18 protein-coding genes are annotated in these 21,029 nt (G+C 33.6%); 17 read left to right on the forward strand and 1 reads right to left on the reverse strand.

Annotation, left to right across the window (positions count from 1 at the left end; all coding sequences use genetic code 11):
- The first annotated feature begins 94 nt into the window (after nucleotides 1-94).
- The 4 genes from eno to ctlX all read left to right on the forward strand — a co-directional run bounded on the left by eno (nucleotide 95) and on the right by ctlX (nucleotide 4,800).
- Nucleotides 95-1,387, forward strand: a complete 1,293-nt coding sequence (gene eno / locus ACODST_RS11275) for a phosphopyruvate hydratase (RefSeq protein ID WP_278011141.1) — start codon at nucleotides 95-97, stop codon at nucleotides 1,385-1,387.
- Between the two features lie 155 nt (nucleotides 1,388-1,542).
- Complete coding sequence (locus ACODST_RS11280; protein ID WP_488932197.1) at nucleotides 1,543-2,820, forward strand: citrate synthase; 1,278 nt, start codon at nucleotides 1,543-1,545, stop codon at nucleotides 2,818-2,820.
- 62 nt (nucleotides 2,821-2,882) lie between these two features.
- Nucleotides 2,883-3,797: a dimethylarginine dimethylaminohydrolase family protein gene (locus ACODST_RS11285; protein ID WP_488932198.1), complete on the forward strand. Its 915-nt coding sequence runs from the start codon at nucleotides 2,883-2,885 to the stop codon at nucleotides 3,795-3,797.
- 67 nt (nucleotides 3,798-3,864) lie between these two features.
- The gene (gene ctlX, locus ACODST_RS11290) at nucleotides 3,865-4,800 is read left to right on the forward strand and encodes a citrulline utilization hydrolase CtlX (RefSeq protein ID WP_488932199.1); all 936 of its coding nucleotides are present in this window, start codon (nucleotides 3,865-3,867) and stop codon (nucleotides 4,798-4,800) included.
- 71 nt (nucleotides 4,801-4,871) lie between these two features.
- Here the strand turns inward: ctlX and ACODST_RS11295 are convergent, their stop codons facing one another.
- A complete protein-coding gene (locus tag ACODST_RS11295; RefSeq protein WP_488932200.1) occupies nucleotides 4,872-5,501 on the reverse strand; it encodes a MarC family NAAT transporter in 630 nt (209 codons plus the stop codon).
- A gap of 152 nt (nucleotides 5,502-5,653) precedes the next feature.
- Between ACODST_RS11295 and ACODST_RS11300 the strand changes: the two genes are divergently transcribed.
- The 13 genes from ACODST_RS11300 to ACODST_RS11360 all read left to right on the forward strand — a co-directional run bounded on the left by ACODST_RS11300 (nucleotide 5,654) and on the right by ACODST_RS11360 (nucleotide 20,991).
- A complete protein-coding gene (locus ACODST_RS11300) occupies nucleotides 5,654-6,019 on the forward strand; it encodes a CoA-binding protein (protein ID WP_488932289.1) in 366 nt (121 codons plus the stop codon).
- Between the two features lie 141 nt (nucleotides 6,020-6,160).
- Entirely contained in the window at nucleotides 6,161-6,781 is a 621-nt protein-coding gene (gene recR / locus ACODST_RS11305; protein WP_488932201.1) for a recombination mediator RecR, read from the forward strand.
- A 71-nt stretch (nucleotides 6,782-6,852) separates the two neighbouring features.
- Nucleotides 6,853-7,647, forward strand: a complete 795-nt coding sequence (locus ACODST_RS11310; protein WP_488932202.1) for a polysaccharide biosynthesis/export family protein — start codon at nucleotides 6,853-6,855, stop codon at nucleotides 7,645-7,647.
- A gap of 15 nt (nucleotides 7,648-7,662) precedes the next feature.
- Nucleotides 7,663-10,113, forward strand: coding sequence for a polysaccharide biosynthesis tyrosine autokinase (locus tag ACODST_RS11315; protein WP_488932203.1), 2,451 nt, complete (start codon nucleotides 7,663-7,665; stop codon nucleotides 10,111-10,113).
- A gap of 9 nt (nucleotides 10,114-10,122) precedes the next feature.
- Entirely contained in the window at nucleotides 10,123-11,112 is a 990-nt protein-coding gene (locus ACODST_RS11320; protein WP_488932204.1) for an SDR family oxidoreductase, read from the forward strand.
- Between the two features lie 26 nt (nucleotides 11,113-11,138).
- Nucleotides 11,139-12,530: a UDP-glucose 6-dehydrogenase gene (locus ACODST_RS11325; RefSeq protein WP_488932205.1), complete on the forward strand. Its 1,392-nt coding sequence runs from the start codon at nucleotides 11,139-11,141 to the stop codon at nucleotides 12,528-12,530.
- Between the two features lie 74 nt (nucleotides 12,531-12,604).
- Nucleotides 12,605-13,069, forward strand: a complete 465-nt coding sequence (locus ACODST_RS11330) for a UpxY family transcription antiterminator (protein ID WP_488932206.1) — start codon at nucleotides 12,605-12,607, stop codon at nucleotides 13,067-13,069.
- Nucleotides 13,070-13,342: 273 nt separating this feature from the next.
- Entirely contained in the window at nucleotides 13,343-14,626 is a 1,284-nt protein-coding gene (locus ACODST_RS11335) for a nucleotide sugar dehydrogenase (protein ID WP_488932207.1), read from the forward strand.
- A 15-nt stretch (nucleotides 14,627-14,641) separates the two neighbouring features.
- The gene (locus ACODST_RS11340) at nucleotides 14,642-15,064 is read left to right on the forward strand and encodes an adenylyltransferase/cytidyltransferase family protein (protein WP_488932208.1); all 423 of its coding nucleotides are present in this window, start codon (nucleotides 14,642-14,644) and stop codon (nucleotides 15,062-15,064) included.
- Nucleotides 15,065-16,066 (forward strand): mannose-1-phosphate guanylyltransferase, encoded by a 1,002-nt coding sequence (locus tag ACODST_RS11345; protein WP_488932209.1) that lies wholly within the window; start codon nucleotides 15,065-15,067, stop codon nucleotides 16,064-16,066.
- A gap of 13 nt (nucleotides 16,067-16,079) precedes the next feature.
- Complete coding sequence (gene rfbB, locus ACODST_RS11350) at nucleotides 16,080-17,129, forward strand: dTDP-glucose 4,6-dehydratase (RefSeq protein WP_488932210.1); 1,050 nt, start codon at nucleotides 16,080-16,082, stop codon at nucleotides 17,127-17,129.
- Between the two features lie 374 nt (nucleotides 17,130-17,503).
- Nucleotides 17,504-19,912: an SLBB domain-containing protein gene (locus tag ACODST_RS11355; protein ID WP_488932211.1), complete on the forward strand. Its 2,409-nt coding sequence runs from the start codon at nucleotides 17,504-17,506 to the stop codon at nucleotides 19,910-19,912.
- Nucleotides 19,913-19,926: 14 nt separating this feature from the next.
- Entirely contained in the window at nucleotides 19,927-20,991 is a 1,065-nt protein-coding gene (locus ACODST_RS11360) for a Wzz/FepE/Etk N-terminal domain-containing protein (RefSeq protein WP_488932212.1), read from the forward strand.
- The last annotated feature ends 38 nt before the right edge of the window (nucleotides 20,992-21,029 follow it).

The raw sequence follows: 21,029 nt of genomic DNA on the forward strand, positions 1-21,029 counted from the left end.
TAAAGGTGTTTAATAGAGAAAAACCATTTTTAGTATTAAATATTTTTATAATTTCGAAAAAAAATCTATAATCTATTAATAAAAAACAAAAATAATGAGTATTATAATTAAAGTTCACGCAAGACAAATTCTGGATTCCAGAGGTAATCCAACTATTGAGGTTGATGTAGTAACTGAAAACGGAGTTTTAGGTAGAGCAGCTGTTCCGTCTGGAGCATCAACTGGAGAACATGAAGCTGTTGAATTACGTGATGGAGGTAAAGCTTATCTTGGAAAAGGAGTTTTGAATGCAGTGAACAATGTAAATACTGTTATTGCTGAAGAATTAGTTGGTACTTCTGTTTTCGAACAAAATACAATTGATCAATTAATGATTGATTTAGACGGAACTCCAAACAAATCTAAATTAGGAGCTAATGCAATTTTAGGAGTTTCTTTAGCTGCTGCTAAAGCTGCTGCTAATGAATTAGGATTGCCTTTATACAGATATGTGGGCGGTGTTTCTGCTAATACATTACCTGTGCCAATGATGAACATCATCAATGGTGGTTCTCACTCTGATGCGCCTATTGCATTCCAGGAATTTATGATTTTCCCTGTAAAAGCTACTTCTTTTACACATGCTATGCAAATGGGAACTGAAATTTTCCACAGCCTGAAAAAAGTTTTACATGACAGAGGTTTAAGTACAGCTGTTGGTGACGAAGGAGGTTTTGCTCCAAACTTAGCAGGTGGAACAGAAGATGCTTTGGATACTATCAAATTAGCAGTTGAAAAAGCAGGATATACTTTTGGTGACGAAATTATGATTGCTCTTGACTGTGCGGCTTCTGAGTTTTACGTAAACGGAAAATACGATTATACTAAATTCGAAGGAGAAACAGGAAAAATCAGAACTTCTGAAGAGCAGGCAGAGTATTTAGCTGAACTTGCTGCTAAATATCCAATTATCTCTATCGAAGACGGTATGTATGAAGATGACTGGGATGGATGGAAAGCTTTAACAGAAAAAATTGGAAATAAAGTACAATTAGTAGGTGATGATTTATTCGTTACTAACGTGGCTCGTTTATCAACTGGTATCGAAAAAGGGATTGCTAATTCAATCTTAGTAAAAGTTAACCAAATTGGTACCCTGACAGAGACTATCGCTGCTGTAAATATGGCTAAAAATGCTGGTTACACGTCTGTAATGTCTCACCGTTCAGGAGAAACTGAAGATAATACTATTGCTGATCTGGCTGTAGCTTTAAACTGTGGACAAATTAAAACAGGTTCAGCATCTCGTTCTGATCGTATGGCAAAATACAATCAATTATTAAGAATCGAAGAAGAGTTGGGAAGTACTGCTTATTTCCCGGGTTTAAACGCTTTTAAGATTAAATAATTATAAGAGTTATATTAAGATAAACCATTCGTTTTCTAACGAATGGTTTTTTTTTGGACTTTTAACAAATTCATAGCAGGATTCTTTTTTTAATTAGTCTTAAATTCCTTAGATTTGATAAATTATTATTTTAAAGAATTATTTCCGATTATATTATGTCAAAAATAGCCACATTAGAAGTAGATGGTAAGAAAATTGAACTTCCGATAATTACGGGGAGTGAAAATGAATCTGCTATCGATATTAACAAATTACGTGATTTAACTGGTATTATTACTCTTGACCCTGGATATAAAAATTCGGGATCTTGTAAAAGTGAAATTACTTTTTTAGATGGAGAATTAGGAATTTTGCGTTACAGAGGATATTCGATCGAAGATTTAGCTGAAAAAGCAAGTTTCCTGGAAGTTTCTTATCTTTTGATTTTTGGAGAACTACCAACAGCCAAAGAATTGGAGCAGTTCGAAAACGGTATTAAAAAACATACTCTTGTAAATGAAGAGATGAAAAATATCATTGACGGTTTCCCAAAAACAGCTCATCCAATGGGAGTGCTATCTGCTTTGACAAGTGCTTTAACAGCATTTAATCCAAAAGCAGTAAATGTTGACAACGAAAAGGAAATGTATGAGGCTATTTGCAAAACAATGGGGAAATTCCTTGTAATTGCAACCTGGACTTATAGAAAATCTATGGGTTATCCATTAAATTACTATGACAACACTACGGGTTATGTAGAAAACTTTATGCAGTTAATGTTTAAACTGCCTACAGGACCTTATACCGTAAATCCTGTTGTAGTTGATGCTTTAGATAAATTATTTATTCTTCATGCAGATCACGAACAAAACTGTTCTACTTCTACAGTAAGAATGGTAGGTTCATCACATGCCGGTTTATTTGCTTCTATTTCTTCAGGAGTTTCTGCTCTTTGGGGACCGCTTCACGGTGGTGCAAATCAGGCTGTACTTGAAATGTTAGAAGAAATTAATAAAGATGGAGGCGATACGGATAAATTCTTAGCAAAAGCAAAAGATAAAAACGATCCTTTCCGTTTAATGGGATTCGGACACAGAGTTTATAAAAACTTTGATCCTCGTGCAAAAATCATCAAAAAAGCAGCAACAGAAGTATTAGAAACTTTAGGTGTTGAAGATCCGATTTTAGACATCGCCAGAAAATTAGAAACTGCGGCTCTTGAAGATGAATACTTCAAGTCAAGAAACTTGTATCCAAACGTTGATTTCTACTCTGGAATTATTTACAGAGCATTAGGAATTCCAACAGATATGTTTACGGTTATGTTTGCAATAGGAAGACTTCCCGGATGGATCGCACAATGGAAAGAAATGCGTGAAAACAAAGAGCCAATTGGAAGGCCGAGACAGATTTATACAGGACATCCTTTAAGGGAATTTAAGTCTAATAAATAAAAAACTAAAGCTTCACTTAACTGTGAAGCTTTTTTTATCTTTGTCCAAAATACACTAAAGTTATGTTGCAATTAAATGTTAAGAACGAAACATCAAGACTACGGGCTGTAGTTTTGGGTTCAGCCGTTCATAATGGGCCGACTCCTGCAATAGACGAAGCCTATGATCCTAAATCGTTGGAACATATTAAAGCAGGGACATATCCAATCGAGAAAGATATGGTTGCTGAAATGGATGCTTTTAATGCTGTTTTTCAAAAATATGATGTGACGGTTTATCGTCCTGAAATGATCGAAAATTACAATCAGATTTTTGCAAGAGACATTGGTTTCGTAATTGATGACGTTTTCGTGAAATCGAATATTTTACCAGATCGTGAACGTGAGTTAGATGCTATTCAATATGTTATCGATCAAATTGATCCATTAAAAGTGGTACGTCCGCCTGAAGAAGTTCATATTGAAGGCGGTGATGTTATGCTTTGGAATGATCATATTTTTATTGGAACTTACAAAGGGAGTGACTATAAAGATTATATCACAGCCAGAACCAATATGCATGGTGTGAATTATATTAAAGCATTATTTCCGAATAAAATTGTCAAAGAATTTGATTTAGTAAAATCTAAATTAGAAGCTCGTGACAATGCACTTCATTTGGATTGCTGTTTCCAGCCTGTTGGAAACGATAAAGGAATTATTTATAAAAGAGGTTTTAGAGAAGAAGCCGATTACTTGTACTTGGTTAATCTTTTTGGAAAAGAAAACCTTTTTCATATTGAAAGAAACGAAATGTACAATATGTTTTCGAATGTTTTTTCGATAGATAAAAACGTAGTAGTTTCCGAAAAGAACTTTACCCGCTTAAATAACTGGCTTAGGGCAAATGGTTTTATTGTAGAAGAAATTCCATATGCCGAAATTGCAAAACAGGAAGGTTTGTTAAGATGTTCGACATTACCATTAATTAGAGATTAAAAAAAAGTTTCAGGTTTCACGTTACAGCAACATGAAACTTAAAACCTGACACAAAAAAATAAATAAAATGAAACAAACAACAAATGCAATCGTAATGATTCGGCCTGTTGCCTTCAGAATGAACGAGCAGACAGCCGTAAATAATTATTACCAAAAAGTATTAGACGGTTTATTGCCAAGTACTGTAAATGCAAAAGCGCAGCAGGAGTTTGACGCTTTTGTTGAAAAACTGAGAGCTGTTGGTGTTGATGTTACGGTAATTGAAGATACCCTTGAAACAGATACTCCGGACAGTATTTTTCCAAACAACTGGGTTTCGTTTCATGAAAACGGAGATGTAGCGCTTTATCCAATGTTTGCAGAAAACCGTCGTCAGGAGCGCCGTGAAGATATTTTGGATACTTTGGAAGAAAAGGGATTTGAAATTTCTGAGATCATGGATTACACATCGGCAGAAGAAGATGGTTATTTTTTGGAAGGAACCGGAAGTTTGCTTTTAGATCGTGCGAATGGAAAAGCATATTGTGCCTTATCTCCCCGCGCTGATGAAGAATTATTTATAGAATTCTGTGAAGATTTTGATTATGCGCCGGTGATTTTTGAAGCTTTCCAAACAGTAAACGGAGAACGTAAACTGATTTATCATACGAATGTTATGATGTGTTTAGGGGAGACCTTTGCCGTTATTTGTGCTGATTGTATTGATGATAAAAAGGAACGCAAAATGGTTCTGGATAACCTAAAAGAGGATAAAAAAGAAATTATTCTGATTACAGAAGATCAGGTGAATAATTTTGCCGGAAATATGCTTGAACTTAGAGGAACAAATGATAAAAGATACATTGTAATGAGTGCCTCTGCACATCAAAGCCTTACTTCAAAACAAATCGGGCAATTAGAAAAACATGCTGAAATCTTAAGTTCAAGTCTGGATACTATAGAAGCCTGTGGAGGTGGAAGTGCCAGATGTATGATGGCTGAAGTATTTTTGCCAAGAAATTAAATATACCTCGAAAAAGTAAAAAAGGGATATAAACTTAGTTTATATCCCTTTTTTGCATCTGAAATAAAGAACTACATTAAATTACCTTTAATAATATTGACGATAGAACTTACGATATACTGGATTCCAATAGAGATTACGATAAAACCTACAATCCTCGAAATAGCAACAATTCCCGAGGCTCCTAAAATACGGGCCAGATAATGGGCACTTTTTAAAATTATAAAAATCACAGCGGCAATTGCTATAATAGCCAAACAGGAAAAAAGGATTTCTTCAATGTCATGATGTTCCTGATAAAATGCAATTAATAATGAAATCGATCCCGGGCCGGCAAGCATAGGAATGGCAAGCGGGGTTAAAGCAATGTCATTTCTCTGCTGTACTTCATTTTCAATTTTTTTATTGATACCTCGTTTTTTATTGAATTTGCCCGAGAGCAAAGAAAATCCGGAGTTCACAATTATTATTCCGCCTGCAATTCGAAGGGCATCAATACTGATTCCGAAAAAAGTAAGCACATACTGCCCAATGAAATAGGAAACCAATAAAATGATCCCAACATTAATTGCTGTCCATAAAGAAATTCTTGAACGCTCTTTTTGTGAATCATGTTGTGTAAGTCCCACAAAAATAGGTACGGTTCCAATTGGGTTTAATACGGAAAATAGTGCAGCAAAAAGATAAATAAACAAGTCCATAAAATGTAGGTTAGTGAAGTAAAAGTAAATAAATTTTAATATTTAAAAGGAAAATAAAGTTATGATATTGTTTTTTGAGATAATATTATAAATCAATAAGATAATTTGGAATCGTTCGTTTTGAGTACTTTTGTGATATATTTTTAAAAATGATGGAAAACAAAAAAACATTATTACTTGGGGCGACAACCAAACCAGATCGTTATGCTTTTAAAGCAATAAACATGTTAACCCAAAAAGGGCATGCAGTTGTTGCTATAGGCCAGCAAACGGGAGAAGTGGCCGGGGTAAAAATTCAGACAAAAGCGATTCCCGTTAAAAACATTGATACTGTAACATTGTATTTAAATCCGGCTCGTCAAAGAGAGTATTATAATTATATCATCGAAACGAAGCCTAAAAGAGTAGTTTTTAATCCCGGAACAGAAAATCCTGAATTGTATCAATTGTTGGAGCAGAATAATATCGAAGCAGAAGTTGCCTGTACTTTAGTTTTACTGGCAACAAATCAATATTGATCGTAAATACTATTTAGCGTTTTTCAATGATTCCATTTTTTTTGATCCCCCTGTATTTAACTGTTTTTTAAAATTAAAAAGAATGTTGAATTTAATTTGGTGAGAGTCTGGTAAACCATTAAAAGTATTACTTTTGCTGTTATGGAATTTTCATCAAAATTAATCGAAAAAGCAGTTAATGAAATGTCGCAATTACCCGGAATAGGTAAACGTACGGCATTAAGGCTGGTGCTTCATTTGTTAAAACAGCCCAAGGAGCAAACCGGCTTTTTAACACAAGCTTTATTAAAAATGCGGGAGGATATTAAGTTTTGTGAAAACTGCCATAATATTTCGGATACAAAAGTTTGTGAAATCTGCGCCAATAATTCCAGAAATCACCAGACTATTTGTGTAGTGGAAGATATTCGGGATGTAATGGCAATTGAAAATACCGGACAATACAAAGGGATTTATCATGTTTTGGGAGGAAAAATTTCTCCTATTGAAGGTGTCGGACCCGGACAGCTTACTATTTCAAGTTTAGTTGAAAAAGTGAAGTCAGGAAAAGTTACTGAAATTATTTTTGCTTTAAGCTCTACAATGGAAGGAGATACAACCAATTTTTATATTTATAAACAGATTGCGGATTCAGAAATAATAATTTCAACCATTGCCCGGGGAATTTCAGTAGGAGATGAACTTGAATATGCCGATGAAGTTACTTTGGGAAGAAGTATTTTACATCGTGTTCCCTTCGAAAAGACTTTTAAAAACAATTAAATAGTTTCTAAGTCCTGTATAGATTTCCTGAAGACTAAAGGAAAAACTATATTTGCCATAAAATTTTTAAAATGACAAAAAACAGCTTTTATTTTTTATTACTGATCAGCATGTTATTTACATCCTGTATTCCGTTGAATGATCTTGTGTATTTACAAAATAAAAATAATTCAGGAGAACAAAATAATATTTCAGTGGTAGAGTCTAAACCTTACAGACTTCAGGTAAATGATGTTTTACGAATTAATATCAAAGCCATTGACCCTAAACTAGTGTCTATTTTTAATACAACAGAAAGTGTTAATAATATTACAAGTCAATCAGAATCAAGTTTGTATTTTGATGGTTTTACTGTTGATGATCATGGAAATATAAGAATGCCTATTCTGGGAGAAATTAATGTTATTGGCTATACTTTGGAAGAAGTTCGCGTAATGGTTGAAAAAAGACTGCTTGAAGAATATTTTAAAAGTGAAGCAAATGTTTTTGTTACGGTAAAACTAGCCGGATTCAGATATACAATTAACGGAGAGGTAGGAATCAAGGGTAGCAAAACTTTGTTTAAAGATAATGTTAATATAATGGAGGCTATCGCGAATGCAGGCGATGTTACCACAGTTGGAGACAGAAAAGCGGTTACGATCATTCGTCAAACCCCGACCGGAGTTCAAATGAACGACATTGATCTCACTGATGTTAATGTAATGAAATCACCGTATTATTATCTGCAGCCTAATGATTATATATATGTTAAGCCATTAAGACAGAAAACGTGGGGTACTGGTCAGACAGGGATACAGTCTGTTGGGACTGTTATAACACTATTGTCGCTGGCTACGACAGTTTATTTAATTATAAAGAATTAAAACTTCAGAAGGGAGATGTTAGATATAAAAGATTTTTCCATTTTTGAAAATCATTCAAATTTTGATTTTAAAGGATTTCTGTTAAAAATCCTAAGCTATTGGAAATGGTTTCTGGTTAGTTTGATCATTGCATTTACAATTGCTTATCAGGTCAATATTCGTAAAGAAAAAATTTATGCGATGAAGACCCTGATTTCTATTAAGGAAGAAAGTAATCCGTTTTTTACATCTAATACAAGTTTAGTTTTTAACTGGGGAGGGATTTCAGATCAGGTAAACGGTATTTCGACAATATTACAGTCAAGATCTCATAATGAATTGGTTGTCGATAAATTACAATATTATATTGACTATCTTGAGCAGGGGAAGTATAATTTAATAGATTCCTATGGTGCCGTTCCTTTTTATGTTAATATCGATAAATCAAAAGGACAGCTGGCTAATTCACTGATCAGTATATTGTTTGTGAGTGAAAATGAATATAAGATTCAGATTCCCTTTGAAAATAATTCGGTATCCTTAATTACATATTCCACTAATACATACAGTACTACTTCGGTACAACCGACATTATTTGACAAAAAATATAAAGTTGGAGAACAGGTTTCTCTGCCTTTTTTAAACTGGAAACTGGAAATCAAAGACAATCCCGGTTTTTATAAAGGCAAACAATACTATGTAAGATTTAATGATTTTGACGGAACCGTTTCGCGTTATAGAGGAATTAGTGTAGACAGCGACAAGAATGCCGGCTCTATATTGACTTTGGGAATGCAGGGAACCAATAAAGCCAGAATGGTTAAATATTTGAACTCGACCGTAAAAATGCTGATTAAAATTCAACTGGATGGTAAAAATCAATTTGCGACTAATACCATAAGTTTTATTGATAGTACTCTTGTTGCTATGGAATCGCAGCTTAAAGAAACAGGTAACGAGCTCAAAAATTTCAGGAAAGACAAAAATATTTATGAAATTGAAGGCGGTGGAGAAAAAGTTTCAGATAAGATCATGAGTTTTGATCTTCAAAAAGATCAGGTAACCAGAAAAATCACTTATTATAACTCTTTAAAATCATATTTAAACAACAGCGTTGATTATTCAAGACTGCCCGCACCTTCTGTTGCCGGTATAGATGATCCTAACATTGTTACAAATATTTCCAGACTTATAGCACTCTCGACACAGAGATCAGAGATGGCTTATGCTGTAAAAAGCGATAAAATCTTTAAAGATTTTGACAATCAGATGGAAGCAGTTAAAAATGTTTTGCTGGAAAATATAACTTCTGCAAAATCATCCTTATTGTATGATTTGTCCTTGGTAAATGCAAAGATTGGCCAGGCAGAAAATACAGTTAAAAAACTTCCGGAAGAACAGCAGGAACTTTTAAAAATTAAAAGGAAATACGATTTAAATGATAATATTTACACTGAATTTCTTCAAAAAAGAAATGAGGCCGAAATTGTAAAAGCTTCCAATTTATCTGATATTCATTTTATAGACCCCGCTAAGGATATCGGAGACGGATTAGTAGGTCCTAAAACTTCTGTAAATTACATATTAGCTCTGTTTTTAGGGATATTAATTCCTTTGGTATTTGTTATTGTAATTTTTGTTTTAAATAATTCTATTCAAAATACAGATGATATTACTAAACTGACAGATATACCCATCATTGGGGTTATTGGAGTTAATAAAGACTCTGTGAATCTGGCTGTTTTTGATAAACCGAAATCGGCTTTGTCCGAAGCTTTTAGAGGAATTCGTTCTTCACTACAGTTTTTGTACAAAAGGAAACAGCTTAATGGAGCAAAAACATTAATGATTACCTCTTCTATTAGTGGTGAGGGAAAGACATTCTGCTCTATTAACATTGCGACTGTCTTTGCTTTAAGTGAAAAGAAAACGGTTATTGTTGGATTGGATTTAAGAAAACCGAGATTAGCTGACGAGTTTTGTATAACCAATAATCAGTTAGGAGTTGTTAATTATTTGATTAGACAAAATACGGTAGACGAAATTACAAATTCAACTCAAATTGCCAATCTGGACGTAATCCTTTCCGGACCGATTCCTCCAAATCCGTCAGAATTGATTTTGAGTGATGCAATGAGAGAATTAATTGAGGAGCTGAAGAAAAAATACGATTATATAATTTTGGATACCCCTCCGGTTGGTTTGGTTTCTGATGCTTCAGAACTGGTGCAGTACGCTGATGTTACTTTGTATATAGTAAGACAAAATTATACTAAAAAAGATATGATAACTTTGTTGAATAATAAAGTAAAAAGAGGTGAGCTAACAAATGCAAGTATTGTTTTTAACGGTTTTGAAAATAAAGCGAAGTACGGTTCAACTTATGGATATGGTTATGGTTACGGAGCTTATTCAAATGGCTACCATGAGGAAGAGGAGAAAGGCGGAATATGGAACTTGATTTATAATAAATTTAGAAAAAAATAGTTCAGACAAATGAATGATTTAAATCAAAATACAATATTAATTACTGGCGGAGCAGGATTTATAGGCTCGAATTTGTCAGAGTATTTTTTGGAATTAGGATATAAAGTAATTTGTTTAGATAATTTTTCTACAGGTCATCGTCATAACCTAAAAGATTTTGAAAGTAACCCAAATTTTAAATTAATTGAAGGTGATATTCGAAATATAGAAGATTGTAATTTAGCGGTTGAAGGAGTTGATTATGTATTGCATCAGGCAGCATTAGGATCTGTTCCACGATCAATTAACGATCCAATAACAACAAATGAGGTAAATGTTTCAGGTTTTTTGAATATGCTTGTGGCATCACGGGATGCAGGAGTAAAACGTTTTATTTATGCCGCAAGTTCTTCTACATATGGAGACTCAGCCGGACTGCCAAAAGTAGAAGAGGTTATTGGGAAACCTTTATCTCCTTATGCTATTACAAAATATGTGAATGAGTTATATGCCGAAATTTTTAGTAGAACATATGGACTGGAAACAATAGGACTGAGATATTTTAACGTTTTTGGAAGAAAGCAGGATCCCGAAGGAGCTTATGCAGCTGTGATTCCAAAGTTTGTAAAACAATTAATGAATCTGGAAAGCCCGGTTATTAATGGCGACGGTAATTACTCGCGTGATTTTACTTATATTGATAATGTGATTCAGATGAATGAACTGGCTATGACCACTTACAATAAAAAGGCGGTTAATACAGTTTATAACACGGCCTTTGGAGATAGGAATACGTTGAATGATTTGGTTAAATATTTAAAAAAATATTTATCCGAGTTTGACCCAAAAATTGCAGATGTAGAAATAACTTATGGGGATAATAGGGCAGGAGATATTCCACATTCACTAGCCAGTATTGGAAAAGCAAAAAGATTACTGGGGTATAATCCCAAATATTCCTTGCAGCTAGGATTGAAAGAAGCGATTGACTGGTACTGGAATAATTTGAAAAATAGATAAATTAAAATAATTAAAAATCAATTAAAATGAAGATTACAAAAATTTGTTGCATTGGTGCAGGTTATGTCGGAGGTCCGACAATGGCAGTAATTGCTCAAAAATGTCCACATATTCAAGTTACTGTAGTTGATTTGAATGAACAAAGGATTAAAGACTGGAATGATCCAAATACCGATAATATTCCTATTTATGAGCCAGGATTGTCAGAAGTTGTGGCAGAAGCAAGAGGCAGAAATCTGTTTTTTTCAACAGCTGTTGAAAAGGCAATTGACGAGGCTCAGGTGATTTTTATTTCAGTAAATACTCCAACCAAAACCTATGGTAAAGGAAAGGGTATGGCAGCAGATTTAAAGTATATTGAGTTATGTGCCAGACAAATTGCAAAAGTGGCAAAAGATAATAAAATAGTTGTTGAAAAGTCAACTCTGCCGGTTAGAACAGCAGAAGCCATAAAAAGTATTTTAGACAATACCGGAAATGGTGTTCAGTTTCAAATTTTATCAAATCCTGAATTTTTAGCTGAAGGAACAGCGGTTACAGATTTACTAAGTCCGGACAGAATTTTAATAGGAGGTGATACTACTCCAGAGGGAGCAGCAGCCATAGAAGCTCTTGTTGACGTTTATGCCAATTGGGTAGACAAGGATAAAATTTTGACGACTAATGTCTGGTCTTCAGAATTGTCAAAACTTACAGCAAATGCATTTTTGGCACAAAGAATCTCTTCCATAAACGCCATGTCCGAGTTATGTGAAAAAACAGGTGCAGATGTAAACGAAGTGGCAAGGGCAATTGGTATGGACAGCAGAATTGGACCTAAGTTTTTAAAGTCTTCTGTTGGTTTTGGGGGCTCCTGTTTTCAAAAAGATATTTTAAATCTGGTCTACATTGCGAAATCATATGGATTAACTGAAGTTGCAGATTACTGGGAACAGGTTATTATCATGAATGATCATCAGAAAAGAAGGTTTTCAAGTCAGATTGTTCAAACATTGTATAATACAGTTGCCGATAAAAAAATAACATTTTTAGGATGGGCTTTTAAAAAGGATACGAATGATACACGTGAGTCCGCTGCAATTTATGTAGCTGATGATTTGATTAATGAACAGGCTAAAATCTCGGTTTATGACCCTAAAGTTTCCAGAAATAAGATGTTGAATGATTTGGATTATCTGGGAACAAGATCAGCAGATCAGAATAACAGCTCATTAACGGCCTTTGACAATGCTTACGAGGCTTGTAAAGATGCTCATGCTGTTGCAATTCTTACTGAATGGGATGAGTTTTCAACATATGACTGGAAAAAAATATACGACTCAATGCATAAACCGGCATTTGTTTTTGATGGTAGGAATATCTTAAATGCAAAAGAATTGGAAGAAATAGGTTTTGTTTACAAAGGGATCGGTTCGTAATTTTAAAGTTTTTAATATTGAAGTATTGGAAGTATATATGATAAACAAAGCAGGATTGTTTCAATATTAAAGATATGAATTGGTATGTAGTATATACAAAACCTAAATGGGAAAAGAAAGTAGCAGAAAAACTGAATGAGATTGGGGTTGAATGTTATTGTCCTCTAATAACTCAGGTCAAACAATGGTCGGATAGAAAAAAGAAGGTAGAAATTCCTCTTTTTAATTCGTATGTATTTGTTCAGCTTGATGAAACAGACCGAAATACGGTTTTTAAAATTCCGGGTGTAATCAGGTATTTGTTTTGGCTTGGAAAACCTGCAATTGTAAGAAATGAAGAAATAAACATTATAAAGACAAGTCTTAAGTCTTCCAGTGTTTGTGATGTTTCAGTAGAGTCAATTCAGGTTGGAGATAAAATAAAATTAGATTCGGGAGCTTTTAGTAATCAGGATGTGACCGTGCGAGAGGTTTCAAAAACGCATTATATTTTAGTTCTTGAAAGTCTGGGATGTATTTTGAAAATAAAGTACAAATGATTTTTTAGTAAACTTTATCAGAGAGCTTAAACATTTCAGTGTTTTAAGCTCTCTTTTTTATGTGAATATATGTATTGGTTAGAATGAATTGTTTTTTACCAAAAAATTAACACGATTTCTATTTGGTTTATGAACTAAACCCTGTTGATTAAACAGAATGAATATGCTATATTTGCCGAACTTGTTTTTTAAGATGGTCTGAGTTGTTTTTTGTGACTTAGAAGGGCGAAGCCGTGAGTCTAAATAATTAGAACTAATAAATTGAAAGTAAAATTGGAAAAAAAAACGAAAATAGCGGTTATTGGTCTAGGGTATGTTGGTTTACCTCTGGCCAGACTATTTGCTACAAAATATTCAGTTGTTGGTTTTGATATAAATGAATCAAGAGTGAAAAGTTTAAATTCAGGAATTGACAGTACACTGGAAGTCACTACTGACAGTTTAAAACAAGTATTAGTAAGTATTCCCGGTGATGAGAAAGGACTGTATTGTACCAGCTCTCTTGATGATATTTCAAACTGCAATTATTTTATAATAACGGTTCCAACTCCGGTTGATAAAAATAATCGTCCTGATCTAACACCTCTTTATAAATCAAGTGAATCTGTCGGTAAAGTATTAAAAAAGGGGGATTTGGTGATTTATGAATCTACAGTGTATCCGGGTGTTACTGAAGAACAATGTGTACCAGTTTTGGAGCAAATTTCGAAGTTGAAGTTCAATGAGGATTTTTTTGTAGGATATTCTCCAGAACGAATTAATCCTGGCGATAAAGAGCATACAGTTGAGAAAATATTAAAGGTTACCTCAGGCTCAACTCCTGAAACGGGATTAAAAGTTGATGAACTTTATAAGTCAGTTATTGTAGCGGGGACTCATCTGGCACCTTCAATAAAAGTAGCCGAAGCCGCTAAGGTAATTGAAAATTCACAACGGGATATTAATATTGCATTTGTCAATGAACTGGCGAAGATTTTTAATTTAATGAATATTGATACTCAGGAAGTTTTAAATGCGGCCGCTACAAAATGGAATTTCCTTCCGTTTAAACCAGGTCTTGTTGGCGGACACTGTATTGGTGTAGATCCTTACTATTTGGCACAAAGAGCGCAGGAATTTGGATATCATCCTGAAATAATTCTGGCAGGAAGACGTTTGAATGATAGTATGGGGGAGTATATAGCCTCTCAAGTGGTCAAATTAATGATTAAAAAAGGAATTTCTGTTAATGGAGCTAGTCTGTTAATGTTAGGAATTACTTTTAAAGAGAACTGTACAGATGTTCGTAATACTAAAATTGTTGATGTGGTAAGAGCTTTGACAGAGTATGGAATTTTAGTAACTATTTATGATCCTCTGGCGAATGCAGAGGAAGTGATGAAAGAGTATAAATTGTCTATGATTAATACTGTTCCTGAGGAAAAATTTGATGCTGTTGTTTTGGGGGTGGCACATGATGAATTTTTAAAATTAGATTTTTCTGAATTACGAAAAGAGAATAGCTTAGTATACGATGTAAAAGGAGTTTTGGGTACTATAACGGATAGTAGACTTTAATTGAAAATTTAAATTATGAAGGTAGGAATAACTTTTAGTGCTTTTGATTTGTTGCATGCTGGGCATATTAAAATGTTAGAAGAAGCAAAAAGAGAGTGTGATTATTTAATCGTTGGCTTACAAACAGATCCAACCTTAGATCGTCCGGAAAAAAACAGACCATCTCAAACAGTGGTTGAACGTTACATACAGTTAAAAGGCTGTAAATTTGTTGACGAGATTGTGCCATATGCAACTGAACAAGATTTGGAAGATATTTTACGTTCGTTTAAAATTGATGTTCGTATCCTGGGAGATGAATATAAGGATAAAAATTTTACAGGCCGCACTTATTGTGAAGAAAAGGGGATAACGCTGTATTTTAATGTTAGGGATCATCGATTTTCAAGCAGTAATCTTCGAAAAGAGGTTGCTGAGAAAGAATTAAAAAGAGTATAAATGAACGCATCGATAATTCATGTAATTTTAACCGGTGGAGTAGGAAGCAGACTTTGGCCCCTTTCTCGTAAAAGTCGTCCAAAACAATATTTGGAGATATTTGAAGGGAAATCGTTGTTTGAGATGACCGTAAATCGCAACAGTCATTTGGCAAATAAGGTAATGGTTGTAGGGAATGTTGATAATTATCAACTTAGTTGTAAAGTTATGGAGAAGTCTAAGACTTCGTGTTTGAATATTGTTGAAGCAACTCCCAGAAATACTGCCGCCGCTATTGCTTTTGCAGCATTTGCATCTAATCCAGATGATATATTGATCGTTACACCATCAGATCATATAATTGATATGATGGAAAATTATAATGCTGCAATTGATGAAGCAGTTGCAAAAGCTAAGGATGGTTTTATTGTTACATTTGGAGTTATTCCAACTAAACCAGAAACGGGTTATGGTTATATAGAGTCGAAAGGTGACAGAGTACTATCTTTTCGTGAAAAACCAAATGAAACTACCGCAAAAGAATTTATTTCCAGAGGAAATTTTTTGTGGAATAGTGGTATGTTCTGTTTTAAAGCGGGAGTTTTATTGGAAGAATTAAAACAATTTCAACCTGATGTCTACGAAAAATCTAAAATAGCCTGGGAAGCAAATGGTGATGGTTTTTTAGATTTGGATTTATCGTTAGAAATTCCATCAATAAGTATCGATTATGCCGTGATGGAACGCAGTAAAAAGATAAAAGTAGTGCCGGCTTCATTTTCATGGTCTGATTTAGGCTCATTTGAATCAGTATATGAGTATTTAGTTTCAAAAGGCCATCCAGTAGACAGAAACGGAAACATGGTAATTGGATCTGATAAACATACGGTCTTTTTAGGTTTGAAAGATACTATTTTTGTTCATACTGATTCAGCGAATTTAATTTTACAAAAAGAAAGTTCCCAAGATGTAAAAGATGTCTATAATGATTTAGTGAAAAATAACTCTGAATTATTAGATTAATTAAAATTTATTAATGAAAAAAATTCTTATAACTGGCGGAGCCGGATTTATTGGTTCTCATGTAGTGAGACGCTTTGTAAATAAATATCCAAATTATCATATTTTTAATTTAGATGCCTTGACCTATGCGGGTAATTTAGAGAATATTAAAGATATTGAACAAAAAACTAATTACACTTTTGTAAAAGGAAACATTGTTGACGAAGTGTTTATAAATGAACTTTTTTCTACACATGATTTTGATGGTGTTTTGCATCTGGCAGCAGAGTCTCACGTAGACCGTTCAATTGAAGATCCTTTGGCATTTGTAAAAACGAATGTTGTTGGGACCATAAATTTGTTGAATGCTGTAAAAAATCAATGGAAAGATAATTCTGAAGGTAAACGATTTTATCATATAAGTACTGATGAAGTTTATGGATCTTTAGGTACAGAAGGGTTTTTTACAGAAACTACTGCCTATGATCCTAATTCACCTTATTCAGCATCCAAAGCGAGCTCCGATCATTTTGTAAGAGCTTATGGTGAAACTTACGGGCTGCCCTATGTGCTTACCAACTGCTCTAATAATTATGGGCCTTATCACTTTCCGGAAAAATTAATTCCTCTTTTTATAAATAATATTATCAACAATAGACCATTGCCTGTTTATGGTGATGGAAATTATACACGTGATTGGCTTTTTGTTGAAGATCACGCGATTGCTATTGATTTAGTTTTTCATGAAGGAAAAAATCATGAAACGTATAACATAGGCGGATTTAATGAGTGGAAAAATATTGATCTGGTGAAGTTATTATGTCAGATTATGGATGGAAAGCTGGGACGGAATAAAGGAACTTCCGAAAAATTAATCACGTATGTGAAGGATAGGCCGGGTCATGATTTACGTTATGCAATTGATGCATCTAAAATTAGTAAAGAATTAGGCTGGAAACCATCTGTAACTTTTGAAGAAGGATTGGAAAAAACGATTGAATGGTATTTGAATAATCAAGATTGGTTGAATAATGTGACTTCTGGGGCATATTCGTCTTATTATGAGAGACAATACTCATTATAGGAGAGTTTTTACTTACAATGATTTCGTGGTTGTATTAATTGAAAGAAGGACTGGAGTAGTTATGGAATCTACAGAATCTATCCTAAAAGTAGAGAAGGAATAGTTTTGTTTTTTTGTTATAATTAACAAGTAAAGTGTTGGTTTGTTTAAAAAAAAAGATGATGATAAATCTATTTTTTAGTGTAAATTCGCAAACTCTTAGAAAAAACGGTCATGATGTGACTCATTATGGCGAAGCCATAAAGTTTTTTGTGAAAATTAATTTTTGTTTTTTCTAAGTAATTAATAATAAATTATAGTTTTAAGTCATATAATGTTAAATTATAAATTTGAATCAAATTTTCGATTCGTTTTAAGTTAAATAAGTTTTTACAATGAAAAAAATAGTTGTAGTTATCATCGTATTCATAGCTCTTTTACAAACTAGTAATGTAGTGGCACAGGATATTTTAAAAGGTAGCGATTTAAGTAATGTTAAAGTTGATAATCTTACCGATGGTGATATTTCCAAAATTAAAGCGCAATTACTAAATAATCAAGTCTCTATAGATCAGGCAGAACCAATGGCGTTATCTAAAGGTATGAGTCCTACAGAATTCGCGAAATTGAAAGCACGTTTGGAAGCATTAACTATTAATTCAAATACAGTATCAAGTACTGGAACTGCAACTGATTTAACTGCTGTAAGCAGTCAAAGTGCAGTTCAATACAATACTGTTAAAAAAAATGATGATGAATTAGTTTTTGGTTCTGAATTATTTGATAATTCAAGTGTTGATTTTGCTCAGGATTTAAAATTAGCTACTCCCGTTAATTATATTTTAGGACCGGGCGATGAGTTACAAGTCTCAGTATATGGTGTTCAGGAATTTAATACTAGTGTAACAGTTACGCCAGAAGGAAAGATAAGTATTCAATATGTGGGACAAATTTCAGTTTCTGGAATGACAATTGAGGCAGCAACTCAAAAAATAAAAGGATCAATTGCTAAAGTATACAGTACCGTAAAATCCGGACAATCGCAAGTTAGTGTAAGTTTAAATAAAATACGAACCATTAAAGTAACTGTGGTTGGTGGAAATCGTCCAGGGAATTATTCGGTTTCTTCATTAGCTACGGTTTTTCATGCTTTACAGTTAGCAGGCGGCCCTGGGAAAAACGGGAGCTTTAGGGATATCGAATTAGTTCGGGACAACAAAGTTTTGAGGAAAATTGATCTTTATCGTTTTTTGGTAAAAGGAGATCAATCAGATAATATAGGTTTACGAGACAATGATGTGGTTAGAATTCCTGCATACAGCAAGAGGGTGACTTTATCTGGTGAAGTGAAGCGTCCAGGTATTTTTGAAATCAAAACAGGAGAAACATTTTCTGATTTATTGTCATTTGCTTCGGGATTTAATGAATTTGCCTATACAGCTTCAGTAAGTGTAGAACAAAAGACAGATAAAGAATTTAAAGTACTTGATATTAATAAAGATAAATATTCCAGTTATATGCCTAATTCTGGAGATGTTTTTAAAGTTTCCAGGATTTTAGATCGATTTGAAAACAGAATTAGAGTAGAAGGAGCAGTTTTCAGACCAGATACCTATTCTTTTATTGAAGGAATGAGAATAAGCGATTTAATTACCAGAGCGGAAGGACTTAAAGAGGATGCATATACCAAAAGAGCAAAGATAATTCGATTAAAATCTGATTTGACTTCAGAAATTGTAAATGTTGATTTAGGTGCTGCTTTGAGTGGTGATTTAAATGCTAACATTGAGTTAAAGAGAGAAGATGTTTTGACGGTATATTCTATTTTGGAATTTAGAGAAGAGTATAAAGTAACCATAGAGGGAGAGGTGAAAAATCCAGGAACATACCCTTATTTCGAAAATCTTACATTAAATGATTTGGTTCTGCAGGTAGGAGGATTTACAGGGTCTGCTTCGAAAAGAGTAGAAATTGCCAGGATGATTAAGGCAGAGACAATTGATGTGAAGGATTTAAGGAGAGTTGAGGTTTTTAATATAGAGCTGACTCCTGAAAATACTGGACAAATGAAAAACTTTTCATTACAACCATTTGACGTTGTTTATGTTCGAAGAATGGCTATTTATGAAAAACCTTCAACAGTAGTGGTAAGCGGATCTGTTGCTTATCCTGGAAAGTATGTGCTTGCTAATAAAAAGGAATCTGTTTATTCTGTTGTAATGCGGGCAGGCGGATTAACAGCTGATGCAAATATTGAAGGATTAAAAATTATGCGTCCAATAAAGAGAGATCAGATTGAAGATGTTGAAAATGTAAATATCAACGCAACTAACGCTGAAGAGAATCTAGCCGGAAAACTTAAAAATGAGATTAAGTTTTCTACGATACCTGTTAATTGGGAAAAAATTATAAAAGACAATGATCATTATTCAAATGTCACGCTGTTTCCTGGTGATGAAATTGTTGTGGCTAAATTTAATGAGGGTGTAAAAGTGGTTGGAAATGTATTACTAATTTCCGAAATTCCATTTAAGAAAGGTAAAAGTTTTAATTACTATCTGGATGCTGTAGGAGGTGTTGATAGTAAAGGGTGGAAAAAGAAAGGATACGTTATTTATCCAAATGGAAAAGCGGGCGTGATAAAATCCTTTTTATTTTTTAAATCATACCCGAAAATTTTACCTGATTCCCAGATTGTAATACCTGAAAAACCTGAGACAACTAAAATGAGTACTACTGAATGGGTAGGCTTAGGCAGCGTAATAACAAGCCTTGCTTTGTTGATTGTAACAGCTTTTAAATAAAATTATAACTTTTTATGGATAATAAACCTCAAATAAATGATGAGATTTCGTTAAAAGAAATCTTAGAAAAAGCAAAAGAGTGGTATTATTACTTGCTCACAAAATGGAAAGTAATTGTACTGGCGGGAATTATAGGAGCGTCTTTAGGATTAGTATACTCTTTTGTTAAGAAGCCAGTTTACACAGCTTCTTTATCTTTTGCTCTTGAAGATGACAAAGGAGGAGGATTAGGTGCTTTAGCATTAACAAGTTCTCTAGGGTTAGATCTTGGCGGCGGCGGCGGTGGTATTTTTTCTAGTTCTAACTTAACAGAGCTGTTTAAATCTCGTACAATGGTTGAAAATACGTTATTAACACCAGTTAATGTTAATAATAAAGTGATTTCTTTGGCTGAAATGTATATTGAAAATACCAAATGGCGAGAGAAATGGAACGATGAAGTTAAGTTAAAAAATATACAATTTTTGCCTAACACTAATCGTAAATATTTGACAAGAGAACACGATAGTATTCTGGGATTAATTTATAAAAGATTGATTAATGAATCTTTATCGGTTGATATAAAAGAGAAAAAAACATCTATAATTTCAATGGACGTCTCTTCTACTAATGAATTGTTTTCTCTTTATTTTTGTGAAGGTTTGGCGAAACAGGTCAGTAAGTTTTATGTAGATAGTAAAAGTAAAAAATCACGGATGAATATGGAAATTTTGAATCGGCAAACCGATTCTATCCGTGGAGAACTAAATAGTGCTATAACAGGAGTTGCTGTAGCTACAGATAATACTTTTATGTTGAATCCGGCATTAAATGTTCGGAGAGCTCCTTCTGCTCGTCGTCAGGTGGATGTACAAGCTAATACAGCTATTTTGACGGAATTAGTAAAACAAACTGAATTAGCAAAAGTCGCAGTACGAAAAGACACTCCCTTAATTCAAGTGATTGATAGGCCTATATTGCCTTTAGATAGAGAAAAAGCTGGAAAAGTGAGTTGTTTTTTACTTGGCGGTTTCTTATTTGGTTTTTTGACTGTTTTATATTTAATCATAAAAAAAACATTTAATACTATTACTGGTTAATTCGTAGGTTTAATACTATATGTGATTTTAAACTGGGG

This window comes from Flavobacterium sp. FG19 (assembly GCF_057809475.1).

Bases quoted from the DNA above. Each gene is read 5' to 3' on its own strand.
- rfbB (WP_488932210.1), top strand. From the start codon at position 16,080: ATGAAAAAAATTCTTATAACTGGCGGAGCCGGATTTATTGGTTCTCAT.
- ACODST_RS11330 (WP_488932206.1), top strand. From the start codon at position 12,605: ATGAATTGGTATGTAGTATATACAAAACCTAAATGGGAAAAGAAAGTA.
- ACODST_RS11360 (WP_488932212.1), top strand. From the start codon at position 19,927: ATGGATAATAAACCTCAAATAAATGATGAGATTTCGTTAAAAGAAATC.
- eno (WP_278011141.1), top strand. From the start codon at position 95: ATGAGTATTATAATTAAAGTTCACGCAAGACAAATTCTGGATTCCAGA.
- ACODST_RS11300 (WP_488932289.1), top strand. From the start codon at position 5,654: ATGGAAAACAAAAAAACATTATTACTTGGGGCGACAACCAAACCAGAT.
- ACODST_RS11320 (WP_488932204.1), top strand. From the start codon at position 10,123: ATGAATGATTTAAATCAAAATACAATATTAATTACTGGCGGAGCAGGA.
- ACODST_RS11280 (WP_488932197.1), top strand. From the start codon at position 1,543: ATGTCAAAAATAGCCACATTAGAAGTAGATGGTAAGAAAATTGAACTT.
- ACODST_RS11285 (WP_488932198.1), top strand. From the start codon at position 2,883: ATGTTGCAATTAAATGTTAAGAACGAAACATCAAGACTACGGGCTGTA.
- recR (WP_488932201.1), top strand. From the start codon at position 6,161: ATGGAATTTTCATCAAAATTAATCGAAAAAGCAGTTAATGAAATGTCG.
- ACODST_RS11340 (WP_488932208.1), top strand. From the start codon at position 14,642: ATGAAGGTAGGAATAACTTTTAGTGCTTTTGATTTGTTGCATGCTGGG.
- ctlX (WP_488932199.1), top strand. From the start codon at position 3,865: ATGAAACAAACAACAAATGCAATCGTAATGATTCGGCCTGTTGCCTTC.
- ACODST_RS11310 (WP_488932202.1), top strand. From the start codon at position 6,853: ATGACAAAAAACAGCTTTTATTTTTTATTACTGATCAGCATGTTATTT.
- ACODST_RS11315 (WP_488932203.1), top strand. From the start codon at position 7,663: ATGTTAGATATAAAAGATTTTTCCATTTTTGAAAATCATTCAAATTTT.
- ACODST_RS11345 (WP_488932209.1), top strand. From the start codon at position 15,065: ATGAACGCATCGATAATTCATGTAATTTTAACCGGTGGAGTAGGAAGC.
- ACODST_RS11325 (WP_488932205.1), top strand. From the start codon at position 11,139: ATGAAGATTACAAAAATTTGTTGCATTGGTGCAGGTTATGTCGGAGGT.
- ACODST_RS11355 (WP_488932211.1), top strand. From the start codon at position 17,504: ATGAAAAAAATAGTTGTAGTTATCATCGTATTCATAGCTCTTTTACAA.
- ACODST_RS11295 (WP_488932200.1), bottom strand. From the start codon at position 5,501: ATGGACTTGTTTATTTATCTTTTTGCTGCACTATTTTCCGTATTAAAC.